Below are 13,378 nucleotides of genomic sequence, written 5' to 3' on the forward strand. Positions count from 1 at the left end.
GGCCGCCGACAGGCCGAGAACGACCGGTCGGCTGCCGTCGGCCGCGAGTCGTCAGCCGTCGGCCGCGAGTCGTCAGCCGTCGGCCGCGGGTCGTCAGCCGTCGGCCCCGCCGGTGTGATGTGCGTCATCCCGTCGGCGCCCGCCGCGCGGTCGAGAGCCGAAATCCGGGCCTCCAGGCTGCGACAAATAGGACAACCACGACATATGGCCCATTCAATTCAGTTTTCGGCATATACCCCTTGATGGTGTGTCAGTCGAAAACCGGCGATGCATAATCGGGCCCGGTCGTCTCCGGCAGTGATGGAGCCATTGGGGCACCGACACCGCCCTCCCCGGCGGCACTCCGCACCGGACCGATCCCCAAGGCGTTCTCCATGTCCCTCGTCACCCGCACCCGCCTCGCGGGCCTGCTCGCCGCGCTCTCCGTCGGCGCCGCCGGCGTGACGACCTGGGCCTACGGATACGGCGTCGAGCAGTCGGCGACGGCCCCCCGGGCGGCCGTCCGCCCGAGTGTGACCGAAGGCACGGTCCTCCACGTCGTCGCCCACCCCGACGACGACCTGTTCTTCATGAACCCCGACCTGAGCCGCTCCATATCCGCGGGCGTCAAGGTCACCACCGTCTACCTGACCTCCGGCGAGTCCGACGGCCGCAACGAGGCCCACAGCCCGCACCTTCAGGACCCCGAGGGCCCCGCCGACCGCGCCGCCTACGCCGAGGCCCGCCAGAACGGCATACGGGCCGCCTACGCGCAGATGGCCACCGGCGACCGCACCAGCCCCTGGGAGCGGAAGTCCGTCCCCACCGCCGGCGGCGGGAGCGCCGAGGTGGACGTCCTCACTGCCCGGCCCGAGGTCAACCTGGTGTGGATGCAGCTGCGCGAGGCCCGCAGCATCTCCGGCGACAACCCGGACAGCCTGCGCGGCCTGTGGGACGACCGGGTCCCCGCCCTGGGCGCCCAGCTGACCTCCGGGACGCCGGTCGAGCTCGCGTTCTCGTACACGAAGGACCAGGCGGTGGACGCCATCGCGGGCGTCTTCGCGATGTACCGGCCGACCGCGATACGGACGCAGGACCCGACGCCCGGCAAGGCGGCCGGCGGCGGCGCCTTCCTCGACCACCAGGACCACATGTACGGCGCCCGCTTCGTGCAGGCCGCCGCCGAGCGCTACGCCAAGTCCGCGGACCGGCCGCACTTCTCGCTCCAGAACTACATGAGCTACGCCAACACCTCCCTGCCCCCGACGCTCGACCCGCAGACGGCCGAGGAGAAGCTCGGCTACCTCAAGACCTACGCCTGGATGGACCGCGAGGACTGGTGCGGCAGCCCGGCCGGCTGCGGCGACCGCAAGACCGCGACCCGCCCCGCCGGCGCCGGCTGGAGCCAGACCCTCCGCTACGCCCGCGGCGACAGCACCTCCTGGATGACCGAGGGCCGCGCCGGCCGGCTGTGGGCCTTCGCCGCCCTGGACGGGCAGATGGCGTACTGGTCGCGCAGCGGCGCCCAGGCCCCCTGGCAGGGCCCCCGCTTCCTCCCCGGCACCGGCATCGACACCGGGGCGGCGGCGGCCCGGCTCCCCGACGGCCGGATCGCGGTGTTCGGCACCCGCACCACCCTGGGCGCGACGCACGAGGCGTACGGCCGGGAGGTCGTGTACGCCGTCCAGAGCGCGCCCGACGGTGTCGCGTTCGGCCCGTGGCAGTCGCTGGGCACTCCGGACGTCTCGAACGTGTCCGCCACCTCGGCGATCAGTGCACCGGCCGTCTCCGTCGACGGCACGGGCCGCATGACGGTGTACGTACGGGACTCCCGGCACACCCTGCGCGCCCGTACCCAGCCGGCCCCGGACGCCGCCTTCGGCGCGTGGCAGGACCTGGGCGGCACCGGCCTGCTCGGCGACCCCGTGACCGCGACCGACGGCTCCGGGCGGCGGCACGTGTACGCGGCGACGGCGGCGACCGTGCTCGCCTGGGTCCAGCCGGCCCCGGACGCCCCGCACAGCGGCCCCCTCCCGACCGGCCTGCCGGCGACCACGGGCCCGCTCTCGGCGAGCCCGCAGGAGGACGGCGGCGTCCGCCTGTACTTCCGCCGCCCCGGCACGGGCGCCGTCGGCACGGGCCTGGCCGCCGCGGGCACGGACACGGGCGCAGGAACGGACACGGACACGGACGTGGACGCGGACAGCCCGGCGGAGGCGGAGTTCTCCCCGGTCACGGAGGCGGGCGGCGACGGCGGCTACGGCGCCGTCAGCGTCGCGGGCCGCCTGCTCGCGGGCCGGGCCGGCGCGGGCACGGTCAGCGTGTCGGGGACGGACGGCCCGCCGTCCTGGCACCAGTCCCAGATGCTGTACACGGGCGCCCCCGCGGCCGTGGCCGAGCCGGACGGCAGCGCCGTCGCGGCGGCGGTCGGCCTCGACGGCGGCCTGCACATCATGGCGGCCGCTCCCGCGGCCGAGTCCGGGCCGCCCGGCAGCGGCGCCCCCGCCCCCTGGCACCGGGCGGTCCAGCCCTGGATGGCCGCCCTGGCCGGACGCCCGGGCACGGGCTCCGCCGCAGGCCCACTGCCGTAAGCCGCCGATCCGGGGCGACACGCCCCGGCGCCTCCGGTGGCAGCGCCGACCGGCGCGGGCGAGGATGACGGCCAGACCACCCCGCCGGCAGGCCCCGGACGCGGGCAGAGCACCGCCGCACGGCGGCCCGGCGGTGGTCGGCTCGTGCCACTCGTTCGTGACCGACGGCGATCGGGGCTGCCATGACCCCTCCCCCTCCCCCTCCGCCTCCGCCTTCCTTCCCCCGCTCTGCCGCGTGCGGCCGCACGGCTCCGGGCGGAGCGGTCCGCGCCGTCGCCTCCGTCGCCGTACTGGCCGCCGTCGCCACCGGGTGCAGGAACGACACCGCCCCGTCCTGGGGCTACCCGGACCTCAAGGCGACCCTGGGCTCGCTGTCCCGCGCCCTCGACGAGGGCTGTGCCGGGACGGCCCCCGAGCGCTGCGCCGACGACCTCGACCGGCTCGGCCCGCTCGCCGACCGCGCCTTCGGCCAGGCCCTGGAGCACCGGCTCCTCGACGCCGGGTACGTCGACGCCGTGACCGATCTGGCCCGGGCGCGGGAGCTCCGCGTCGCCACCGCCGCGGACGCCCGGGCCGGCCGTGATCCGCGGTACACACCGTTCAGGCGGGCTGTGGCCGCCGAGAGGATCGCGTACCGGCACCTCCTCGCCGCGCTGGAGCGCGTACGCACCGCCCCGCCGCCCGCTGACGGGACGGATCCCGTCTGAAACCCCGCCCCGTCTTGAACGGTGTTCGCCGACGTCCCGGAAACGGCGACAAGAGCGGCTCTCGAAAGCGGCTCTCGAACGGGAAGACGAAGACTCCCCCCAGCCCCCGACGGCCCGTCCCCGCAGGTTCGCTCGTACACGAGCCACTCACCGGCCCGGCAGCCGGACGTCCGGCGAAGCCACGTCCCACCGTTCCCGTGGGGCGCACCGGCGGGCTAAGGCCGCAAGGGCGGCGTGGGCAGCGGCCGGCCGTCGAGCGCCACGAGGGAGAGCACGGTGATCGCGCCCGTCCAGGCGAGCGGCGCGATCGACGCGGGCCGCCCCTCCCTGTCCACCTTCTCCGGCAGCTCGCCGAGCGCGTTCCGCTTGGACAGGATCCAGCCCAGCACCCGTTCGGCCTCGGCCGGCCTCCCCGTACCGGCCCAGGCGAGCGCGAAGAACGCCGTACTCGGTGTCCAGGCGTTCCCGCCCCACGGCGCGGTGGGGTCGTTCCCCGGGGTGAGCCCCCCGTTCGGCAGGCGCAGCGCCCGGTACGTGGAGTCGAGCGCCCGCGGCAGGTCGGCCGGGGCCGCGTTGAAGGGGGGCGCCATGAACGCCACCGCGCTGTCGCGCCCGTGCCGCCCGTCGACGGTGCGCTGGTACCCCAGGGGAGCGAACCGCGCGGCGATCCCGGCGGAGAGCCGGCGCGCGGCGGCGGCCCAGCGCGCCGCGTCGCCCGGCCGGTCCGCCTCCCGGGCGAGGTCCGCGGAGGCATTGAGCCCGGCGAGGAGGGGCGCGGCCGTACCGATGTTCGGCGTGGTCGTCATCAGCTCCCAGTAGTCGGGGGAGGCCGGGGGCAGCCCGTCCCCGCGCAGGGACGCCGCCGCGCGGTCGGCCGCCTTGCGGATCATCGGGTAGAGGGTCGTCAGCCGGGCCCGGCGGGTGTCCCGGGGAGCCGCCCGGTACCACTGCCACGCCGCCCAGGGGACCCAGCCGTTGGCGTCCAGCTGCCACCGCCTGCCGTCCGGCGGGCCGGAACCGTCGAGCTTCGTCCGTGCCTCCCAGGTGCCGTCCTTGCGCTGCGTCGCGGCGCTGTAGCGCAGGATCCGGAAGGCCTCGGCGTCGTGGCCGGTGTGCGCGAACGCGGCCGCCGCGAAGCCGGAGTCCCGCGGCCAGGAGTACCGCCAGCCGGCCGTCCAGCCCGCCGCCATCGCACCGTTCGGCCGGAGCAGGGCGCGCATCGACAGCAGGGCCCGCTCGGCCGCCGCGCGCTGCGCCGGCGTCCTGCCGGGGACCCGGCCCGCGGCCAGCCAGGCGCGACTCTGCGCGATCTGCCGCAGGGCCGCCGGATGGTCGCGGGGGACCACGTCCGACGCCGTCCTGGCGGCGGGGAGGTACGCCCACCAGCCCGACGGCAGCCGCAGTACGTTGCTCTCCCCGACGTACCGCGCACCCTTGGCGGTGGCCGGCGGGATGCCCACGGCGGTGGTCGCGTTGGCGAGGAGCCCGACGGTGGGGGCGGCGAGCACCGACAGCGGCGCGTAGCCGCCGACGGCGTCACCGTGGCCGCCGCCCCCCTGGTGCCCGACGGGTCCGACGAGGAACCCGGGCCGCTCCGGTGTCCGGTCGGACGGCCGCCCGACCTGCCGGCCCGCAGCACACACGGGAAGGGCGACGCCCGCCAGGCACAGCGCGAACACCGCCCACCGGAAGAGCGACCACCGGAAGACCGCCCACCGGACGAGCTGGACACCGGGCATCGCCACACCTCCCGTCGGGCCTCCGTTACGCGCACCCTGATCCCCATCCCCATCCCATCCCCATCGCCCATCGTGGAAGAGCCGTACGGAGGGTGCTACGCCATACCGCCGCACGGGTGAGCAACGGCTCCGCCCGGCCGCGCGGGCCCGTCACGCGGCCCCGCGACGCGCCCCCGTTCTGCGTTGCCGCACCGCGCCCCCGTACCGCGTCGCCGCACCGCGCCCCGTAACCCGTCCCGACCCGCCCGGGATGCCGGTGCCCGCGAACCGTGCACACGATGGGTGCCCGACGACGGCAGGTCGGGCCTCGCTGCACAAGGGGCTCGCTGCACAAGGGGTGGTGAATGGGCACTGCTTCGATGGCGGGCGAGGGCGTACGCGGGCATCCCTCCGCGCCGGGCCGGGCGAGCGCCGCCCGCCGCGCGCGGCTGCGCAGGCTTCTCCTGCCGGGGGTCTGCGCCACCGTCGTCGCCGCGGCCGGAGCCCTGATCGCCGTCGGCTGCTTCCTCGGGCTCTACGTACGGCCCACGTCCGACGACTGGTGCGCCGCCTGGAAGTCCCGCGACCTGGGAGTCCTCGGCATCACCGCCGACTTCTACACGACCCAGAACGGCCGGATCACCAACGCCTTCCTCAGCGGTCTCGTCTACGCCGACGGACTGACCGGGATCAAGGTCTTCCCGACCGTCATAGCCGTCGCCTTCACGGCGGGCCTGGTCCTGCTCGGGCGGGAGTTCGTCCGCCGGCTCGGCGGCAGACCCCGGGTGCTGCCCCTCACCGCCTGCGCCCTGGTCATCCAGGCACTGCTCTACTTCGCCGGCACCCGCAGCTACCAGGTCCTGCTGTGGGCCCCCGCCACGATCTCCCACACCCTCCCGAGCGTCATCGGGGTGTGGGCGCTGCTGCTGGCCGTCCACACCGTCCGCCACCGCAGCGCCGCCGTCCGGGCAGCAGGCTTCGCCGCCGCCTTCCTCATCGCCTTCGCGATCGGCACCCTGAGCGAGCCGTTCGCCCTCGTCAGCGGCCTGCTCGCCGCCGCGGTCGGCCTGCTGGCACTGCTGCCCCCCGGGCCGGCGCGCATCCGGCGCCGCCCCTTCCTCTGGTGCCTGCTGTGGTGTGCCGGCCTCGTCTGCGGTCTCGCCGTGCTCTACGCATCCCCAGGGGCCCGGTGGCGGCGCGCCCAGCAGCCGGAGCGGCAGTCGATGCTCTCCGCGGCCGAGCTCAGGGCCACCTTCGAGGACTGGCTGCGCATGTGGGACGTGGTCACGGGCCAGTGGGCCTACCTCGGGGCCGCCGCCGTCGGCGTGCTCCTGGGCCTGAGCCTGGGCCCGGGGGGCAGCCCCCGCAGCCGGGGCCGAGGCCGGGGCTCCCCGCCCGGGCTGCGGCGCAAGCTGCCGGTCACCGTGCTGTTGCTCCCCGTGCCCGTGGTGCTGCTGGGGTCGTTCGCCGTGGTGGCCGGCCTGCGCAGCGGCTACGGCCCGACCGGGTGGACGTACGCCCGCACCTGGACGAGCTACCTCGTGGTGATGGAGCTGGCCCTCTGCGGCTACGGCACCCTGCTCGGAGCATGGGCCGCACGCCGGCCGGCAGCCCGCGCAGGCCCCCGTACGGCCAAGGCCACGGCCACGACTGCGGCTACGGCTACGGCTACGGCCAAGGCCACGGCTGCGGCCACGGCCACGGCCACGGCTGCGGCTGTCGGGGTCGGCGTGGTGGCGGCGGGCTGCCTGACGCTGGCGTCGACGGCCGCGCTCGTCCCGAACGTTCAGCAGCTCACGACCGCCACGGTCACCCGCGCCGCGGCCTGGGACGCCCAGAACGCCCGCATCCGCGCCGAGGCCGCGCGCGGCGTCACGGACGCGGGCTACACACCCCTCCACATCGGGAACCTCGCCGAACCCTTCTTCACGGGGACCTACGAGCGCGACTGGGTCGCCGCCTGCGTGGCGAAGTGGTACGGCCTCGACCGCGTCCACCGCCGCTGAACACGGCCCGCACCGCGGCCGGCGGGCAGCGCCCCCGCGGCAGGCGGCAGCGCCCCCGCGGCCGACGGGCAGCGCCCCGCAGCAGACGGTCACCGCCGACCGATGAATTCCGCCTGCGCCGGCAGTCCCTCCCCGGTACAGCCATCACCGGACGGAGACGAGATGAGCCACGACCCGACCCCCCGAGACCGGCGCCGCCAGGTGTTCGCCTTCCTGTTCTGCTCCCTCGACGGCTATCACGAGGGAGCCGAGGGGGAGTTGGACTGGGGCCTGTGTGACGAGGAGTTCTTCGACTGGACCCTGCGCCAGACCCGCGAGGTGGGCGCCCTGCTGCTCGGCCGACGCACCTACGAGCACTTCGCCGACGTCTGGACCTCGGCCGAGGCCGCGCAGCGGCTGCCCGAAATCGCGGCCTTCATGAACGCCGTGCCGAAGACCGTGGTGACGGACAGCGGCAAGGTCACCCCCTGGGAGGGCACCCGCGTCGTCGACGGCAGCGGAGTGGACGCCGAGATCGCCCGGCTCCGAACCGAAGCAGCCGGTGACATCGCGATCTTCGGGAGCTCGGGACTCACCGCGACCCTGCTGGAGCGCGGCCTGGTGGACGAGCTGCGGATCCTCGTGAACCCGGTGCTGCTGGGCCGCGGCCGCAGCCTGTTCGCCGGCCTGGAGGACCGCATGCACCTGACACCCGGGGCGGTGACCGCGTTCCGCTCGGGCAACATCCTCCTGCGGTACGGGCCCCCCGACCGCGCCGGGAACCTCTAGGCAGGGAAGGCGTCGGCGGCCGGCGCACCGCCGCTGTGGCGACACCGCGGCAGCCGGCAGCCGTACGGCACCATGGCACGTGCCCTGTGCCCTGTGCCCTGTGCCCTGTGCTCTGCCGCTGCTCCGCCGACTGCTCTGCCGCCCCGCAGCCGCCGTCCCCGTTCCCGACCCCGACCCCGGGAAGGACACCATGCCGCACCGCCCCACCCTCCTCGTCGTCAGCGGCCCGCCCGGCACCGGGAAGAGCACCCTCGCCCGCGCTCTCGCCGACGGGCTCGGCTGCCCGGCGATCATCCGCGACGAGATCAAACAGGGCATGGTCCGCGGTGCCGCCCCCGCACCGGACGGCACCGACCACCTCAACCTCCCCGCCCGGGACGCCTTCTTCGCGACCCTCGCCGTGCTCCTGAAGGCCGGCGTGACCGTGGTCGCCGAGTCCGCGTTCCAGGACCGGGTGTGGCGCCCGGGCCTGGAGCCCCTGACCGAGATCGCCGACATCCGGGTGATCCGCTGCACCACGTCGACCGGAACCCTCGTCCGGCGGATCACCCGGCGCGCCGGGACCGACGCCCACCGCGCGGCGCACGCCGACCACACTCTCCTGGCCGACATCGCCGCCGGCCGCTACGTGCCGGACGACTTCGTCGACATCACCCTCGACCTGCCCGTCCTCACCGTGGACACCACCGACGGCTACGCCCCCGGGATCAAGGAACTGCTCGCCTTCGCCCAGGGGTAGCGCGTCATCGGCCGCACGGTCACCAGTGCGGCTCCTGCCAGGTGAACTTCCCGCCGCCCACCCACCGGACCGTGTCCAGGTCGTCGAGGTCGTGGATGCTGACGCCTGCCTCCGCGGCAATCAGGATCACGTCTGTCATGGACTTCGCCGTACCGACCACCTCCCCGTCGACCTCCACGATCCGGAACGGCGGATCGCCGGGCTGCACCGCCAGGACGGTGACCCGCGGCGAGGACATGTACGGGCTCGAGCTCTCAGTCATACAGAAATCGTTCCACGCGGTCCGCGCGTCCGCCCGAAGCAGCGCGCCGCGCCGCCGCCGCCATCCCGAAGTGGACGGTCCGGGCGGCCGGGGACCACGCCTGCTCCGGCAGACCGCGGGCCTCCGCCGCCACCGGGCCCGGCGGCATGCAGGCCGGCACCAGACCGGCACCAGCAGCGGGCCGCCCACTGCGTCATCCGGGCGATGCTCGCCGCCGCAGCACAGCGGATCAGGCCAGGCGGACGCTCATCCGCCCCTCGGCCAGGACTTCGAGCACCTCCGCGAACAGGTCGTACGGCTCGCCGTCGGGCGCCAGAACCCGGGACAGGTGCTCGCGCGCCGTCGCGGCGTCCTCCCAGACGAGGGTTGCGGGGGCGCTGTAGCCGAAGGTGCCGCCGAGGCAGTCGTCGACGGCCGCCAGGCATCCGCCGAAGTAGCCGCCGGGGCCGTTCACCGCCTCTCCGAGCGCCAGGTAGAGGCTCGGGCCGTCGGTGATGCGGCGGCCGTCGAGTACGTAGGTGTGCCCGGCCGGACGGTCGTCGACGGTGCGCAGACAGGCCCGCTCCCGGACGAGGTCGAGCCAGGCCCCGCGCTGCCGGCTGTCGAGGTCGGCCCACGCGCCCGGGGTGTCCGGCGGCCCGGCGAGCCAACGCTCCACGACGGGGCGGGCGTACGCGGGCACGGGACGGGCGAGCTCGGTGTCGAGCTCCAGGTCGATCAGGTCCGCCCCGCGGGAGGACGGGCGCCAGCCGCGGACCCTGCCCCACAGCAGCCGGTCGGTGAGCCGGCCGCCGCCCCGGCCGTCCCGTATCTCCAGTGCGGCCTGGTTCAGTTCCAGGGCCTCCCGGGTGCCCGCCGCAAGTGTCTGCTGCAGCCGGGTACCCGGGGCGAGCCCCCGCAGCACGATCGGCGACGCCACCCACCGGTCCGGGACGACGTGGGCGAACTCCCGGCAGGAGCCCAGCCACCGGTGCTCGTCGTGCACGCGCACGGCACTCTGGTATTCCCCGGGCGGACCCTCGTGGTCGTCCACGCCGCTGAGCAGCAGGCAGTCCCTCCCGGGTAGCGGCCCCAGGGCTTCCGCCTCGCTCAGCAGCCAGGGATCGAGCGCCTTGTCCTCCGGCACCAGCCAGACCCGGCTGCCCACCCAGCCGTCCGCCCCGACGCCTTCCTCCGGCACCCAGCCGGCCAGCTCGTACGTCTCGTGGTCGGGCTCCCCGAACAGCCCGTCCACCTCGTCGCACGTGCCCCAGACGTCACCGTGCTCCGTCTCCGTCAGCGTGTACCGCGCCTGCCCGCGCCGGTTTCCCCACTCATCCACACCACGCATCATGCCCGGCCCACGCCCGAACCCCGAAGCGGATTCCCCGGCCGGGCCGACCCCGCCCCCGGCCAAATGCGTTGCCGTGCCGACGCCTCGGCAGACAGGCTCACCCTTGTGATCCACACCCCTGAACCCCCCGAGGCCACCATCGTGCTGCCCGTCAGCGTGCGCGACCTGCTGCCCCGCGACCTGCCCGCGTGCACCTGGTCGGGCTCGGCCACCCACCTGCGCCACGTGGAGCACGAGTTGACGCGCGCGGCGGCCGGCGAGGTGGACTACCTGGCGGTGTGCACCCCGGCGGACCTCCCGGTCGCGATCGGCGGCGTCGACTACCGGGTCAGCGAAGGAGCCGGATACCTGTGGCAGCTCGCCGTGCTCCCGGCACTACAGTCCCACGGCCTGGGAACCCTGCTGATCCGAGCCGCCGAACAGCGGATCCGGAGCCGCAGCCTGCACCGGGCCGAACTCGCCGTGGAGGAGGACAACCCGCGCGCCCGCGCCCTGTACGAGCGCCTGGGCTACGCCGTGTACGGTCGCGAGCCGGACGCCTGGGACGAGGAAGCCCCCGACGGCTCGATCCGCCGCCACCACACGATGTGCACCCTCCTGCGCAAGGAGCTCTGACAGGTCGGGCGTTCGCGCGGTGCGGCACACGGAACGTGATGTCAGCGGTGTCTGATGGGATGGCCGTAACCTGTCAGGAGACCGCCATGACGTGCTCAGCCGAGTCCGACCCGGCCCGTCGCGAGTTCCTGGAAGAGTTCCCGGAGGCTTTCGGCCTCATCGAGGACGCGTCCTGAACAGCGGCAGCGGGCCGGGAGCCTGAGGCACAGGCTCATTGTGGCGGGGCCGGCGGGGCCGGCGGGGCCGGCGGGGCCGGCGGGGCGAGAACGTTGCGGAGACGGCGGATGTCCTGCCGCCACTCCGGTCCGCTCGGGACCTCGTCCCACTCCTCGGCGACCTCGGACGCCGCGCCGACCACTGCGTCCATGGGTTTGTCCTTCCAGGCGCTGACCTGGGGATCGTCGCACCCACCACCGACAGCGGACCGGTTTTCTGTCCCGGGAGGCCGGTCGCCTCCCCTCAACTGCCGGCTGCGTGGCGGCCCAGGACCGGTTCGGCCAGGAGTCTGGCCATGGTGCACAAGGTCTGGCCGTGGCGGGTGAACAGCTCGTCGCGGGAGGCGAAGTGGCCCAGGTCGGTGAGGACATAGGCGGAGAGGTCGCAGGCGGTGGCGTCACCGCCGACGGCCGGGCACAGGGCCGTCGTGGTGCCGTCCCAGTCGATCGCGGTCCGCGACAGCGCCTCGAACAGCGTCTCCGGGCCGGCGTTGGTGAAGCCGCCTCCGCTTTCACCGCTCAGTTGCTCCAGGCCGCCGAAGAGTTCCGACACGGTCAGCCACTGCCCGGCGACCGGGCCGTCCAGGTGGAACTCCGGCCAGGCCAGCAGCACCTGGTCCGGGACGACGTGCCGCATCCGGGGGAAGCGCGGATACCAGAACGAACCGTCGACCACCAGGCCGCGCACCCGCGTCGCGGTCCCCGAGGCCCGGGCCACGGCCTCCAGCACCGCCAGCCGCTGGCTGCACGAGCCGCGCCCCCGGCGCAGCACCTGCGACACCGGACGTTCGTCCTGGACCGAGTAGACCGGGCGGACGGTGCGGGAGATCCGGCGGTGGGCCCGGCGCAGGGCGGCCACCTGGTGCGAGGGGCCACCGGTCACGGACTCGGGGTCGGCTTCGACTTCGGTGTCGTCGGCCAACTCGGCCAGCAGGGCCGTCACCTGCGGGTGCTCCCAGTCCAGGATCGGCGTCGGCGCGGTGCTGCCCGCGACCGGGCTCGCGCCGGCCGGGCCGGTGCCGGGAGCCGTACGTATCCGGCCGCGTGGCCGCAGAAGTGAACTCGTCATGGCCGACGTATCGTGACAGAGTTTTTGAACGCGCTCAACTACTTGTCCGGGATAGGCCGTCAGGGCCGGGCGTCGGAGCCGTGCGGCTGCGAAGTCCTCGGCCTGGGCCGGCTGGACACGCGGCAGCCGGCCCTACCGCCGACCGGTTGCGCCCGGCCGAGGTCACACGTCGCCGGCGGCTCGTCGCCGCGAGGTCGGCCCGGGCCTCCTCGGACCACAGGAACGCATACACGGAAACGCCCTGCGAGAGGGCCAAGGCGGCGGCTTCCTCAGCCGGCCGGGCCATCGCAGCCCGTCGTAGAACGTCTCCGCCTCGCCGAGAGCAGCCAGGACACCCACACGGAGTGCCCCACGTCCAACGCCCGCTGCCGCACCGTCCGCCGCTTCCTACAGCTCGAAGTCGGTGGCGGCTTCCTCCCAGGGGACGTCGTGGAGGCCGGCGGGATCGGCGTCCCCGTCCGCGGGGACGTCCGCGGTCGGCTGGAACCACACGAGGGTGAGTCCGGAGCGGTACAGCACCGGATCGTGCGCGGGATCGACCGGCCGGGAGGTGAAGAAGCCCATGCACGTCACGGCCGGCAGCACCTCGACGGGGCCGAAGGGCCCGGCCGGAAGGTCGGGGTGGTCCAGGACCGGTTCGACGAGGTGCACGGGGTGCGCGGGGAACGCGTTCCCGGCCCGCTTTACCAGGCCGTCCAGCTTGAACCGGTTCATGCGCGCGTAGGGGTAGCCCTCCAGCAGCCCGCCGTACGTCGAGGACAGCCGCAGCTCCCAGAGCGCGACCGAGCGGCCGGAGGAGAGCGTGAGCCGGGTCAACGGGTCCGTCGTGTTCATACCTTGACCATCGCGGAATTCCCGGCCCTCGGGTATCGATTTTGCCGGTCCGCCGACCGCCGACCGCCGACCGCCGACCGCCCTTGGCGACGGAGCGCGGTGCCGGGGCCGGCGCGGTCCTCAGAGCGTGCTCGGGGGCATGCCGACGCCCCGCCGCATGACGCGGCGCATCTCGCTGAGCTGGTCCCAGAGCCCCTCGATCCGGGAGTGGGCCTGGTCCAGGGACTCGTCTTCCCCACGCGGTGGGATCCTGCCGTCGATGCGCTTGAGGACCCCGTACATCCGGCTGAGCCTGCGGTGGACGTCGTCGTCGGCGGCGGCGAGCACGTCGTCCGGGACCCTCATCTGCGCCTCGGAGTACCGTGCACGGTGCTCGCGGCGCGCGTCGTCCAGACGCGGCCTCAGGTCGTCCGTGACACGCCCGGCCCGGAGCGCGTACCAGAAGTTGTTCAGCTCGGAGTGGTAGTCGAGGGACGCGGTATGGCGGAGCCGTGGCGCTCCGGGAAACCGCGCCGGCGGGCGTACGGCCGTGGATACAGTGA

The 13,378-nt window shown here is 74.6% G+C and carries 13 protein-coding genes; 6 read left to right on the forward strand and 7 right to left on the reverse strand.

From position 1 onward, the window contains the following. Window positions 1-374 precede the first annotated feature (374 nt). Window positions 375-2,570 carry a PIG-L family deacetylase gene (locus ACIQUT_RS34000; RefSeq protein ID WP_403568726.1) on the forward strand — a complete coding sequence of 732 codons (2,196 nt, stop codon included), beginning with the start codon at window positions 375-377 and terminating at the stop codon, window positions 2,568-2,570. Between the two features lie 182 nt (window positions 2,571-2,752). Next, entirely contained in the window at window positions 2,753-3,277 is a 525-nt protein-coding gene (locus tag ACIQUT_RS34005; RefSeq protein WP_403568728.1) for a hypothetical protein, read from the forward strand. Between the two features lie 215 nt (window positions 3,278-3,492). Here ACIQUT_RS34005 and ACIQUT_RS34010 read toward each other — a convergent pair whose 3' ends face one another. Beyond that, window positions 3,493-5,016, reverse strand: a complete 1,524-nt coding sequence (locus tag ACIQUT_RS34010; protein ID WP_403568730.1) for a hypothetical protein — start codon at window positions 5,014-5,016, stop codon at window positions 3,493-3,495. Between the two features lie 344 nt (window positions 5,017-5,360). Here ACIQUT_RS34010 and ACIQUT_RS34015 point away from each other — a divergent pair, with 344 nt between their 5' ends. The 3 genes from ACIQUT_RS34015 to ACIQUT_RS34025 all read left to right on the forward strand — a co-directional run bounded on the left by ACIQUT_RS34015 (window position 5,361) and on the right by ACIQUT_RS34025 (window position 8,508). Then, entirely contained in the window at window positions 5,361-7,001 is a 1,641-nt protein-coding gene (locus tag ACIQUT_RS34015; RefSeq protein WP_403568732.1) for a DUF6056 family protein, read from the forward strand. A 162-nt stretch (window positions 7,002-7,163) separates the two neighbouring features. After that, complete coding sequence (locus tag ACIQUT_RS34020; RefSeq protein WP_403568734.1) at window positions 7,164-7,769, forward strand: dihydrofolate reductase family protein; 606 nt, start codon at window positions 7,164-7,166, stop codon at window positions 7,767-7,769. Window positions 7,770-7,869: 100 nt separating this feature from the next. Continuing rightward, the gene (locus tag ACIQUT_RS34025) at window positions 7,870-8,508 is read left to right on the forward strand and encodes an AAA family ATPase (protein WP_403568735.1); all 639 of its coding nucleotides are present in this window, start codon (window positions 7,870-7,872) and stop codon (window positions 8,506-8,508) included. A gap of 19 nt (window positions 8,509-8,527) precedes the next feature. On the opposite strand, the gene ACIQUT_RS34030 is transcribed toward ACIQUT_RS34025, so the two are convergent. Next, complete coding sequence (locus tag ACIQUT_RS34030; RefSeq protein WP_403568737.1) at window positions 8,528-8,770, reverse strand: hypothetical protein; 243 nt, start codon at window positions 8,768-8,770, stop codon at window positions 8,528-8,530. A gap of 229 nt (window positions 8,771-8,999) precedes the next feature. Further along, window positions 9,000-10,100, reverse strand: coding sequence for a hypothetical protein (locus ACIQUT_RS34035; protein ID WP_403568738.1), 1,101 nt, complete (start codon window positions 10,098-10,100; stop codon window positions 9,000-9,002). Between the two features lie 66 nt (window positions 10,101-10,166). Here ACIQUT_RS34035 and ACIQUT_RS34040 point away from each other — a divergent pair, with 66 nt between their 5' ends. Next, complete coding sequence (locus ACIQUT_RS34040) at window positions 10,167-10,718, forward strand: GNAT family N-acetyltransferase (RefSeq protein ID WP_403568740.1); 552 nt, start codon at window positions 10,167-10,169, stop codon at window positions 10,716-10,718. A 211-nt stretch (window positions 10,719-10,929) separates the two neighbouring features. Here the strand turns inward: ACIQUT_RS34040 and ACIQUT_RS34045 are convergent, their stop codons facing one another. The 4 genes from ACIQUT_RS34045 to ACIQUT_RS34060 form a co-directional block, all read right to left on the reverse strand. Then, window positions 10,930-11,085 carry a hypothetical protein gene (locus tag ACIQUT_RS34045; protein ID WP_403568742.1) on the reverse strand — a complete coding sequence of 52 codons (156 nt, stop codon included), beginning with the start codon at window positions 11,083-11,085 and terminating at the stop codon, window positions 10,930-10,932. Between the two features lie 92 nt (window positions 11,086-11,177). Then, window positions 11,178-12,002: a transglutaminase domain-containing protein gene (locus ACIQUT_RS34050; RefSeq protein ID WP_403568744.1), complete on the reverse strand. Its 825-nt coding sequence runs from the start codon at window positions 12,000-12,002 to the stop codon at window positions 11,178-11,180. A gap of 387 nt (window positions 12,003-12,389) precedes the next feature. Then, the gene (locus tag ACIQUT_RS34055) at window positions 12,390-12,836 is read right to left on the reverse strand and encodes a hypothetical protein (protein ID WP_403568745.1); all 447 of its coding nucleotides are present in this window, start codon (window positions 12,834-12,836) and stop codon (window positions 12,390-12,392) included. 120 nt (window positions 12,837-12,956) lie between these two features. Next, window positions 12,957-13,181: a hypothetical protein gene (locus ACIQUT_RS34060; protein WP_403568747.1), complete on the reverse strand. Its 225-nt coding sequence runs from the start codon at window positions 13,179-13,181 to the stop codon at window positions 12,957-12,959. Window positions 13,182-13,378 lie beyond the last annotated feature (197 nt).

This window comes from Streptomyces sp. NPDC090445 (assembly GCF_044769385.1).
Taxonomy (GTDB): domain Bacteria; phylum Actinomycetota; class Actinomycetes; order Streptomycetales; family Streptomycetaceae; genus Streptomyces.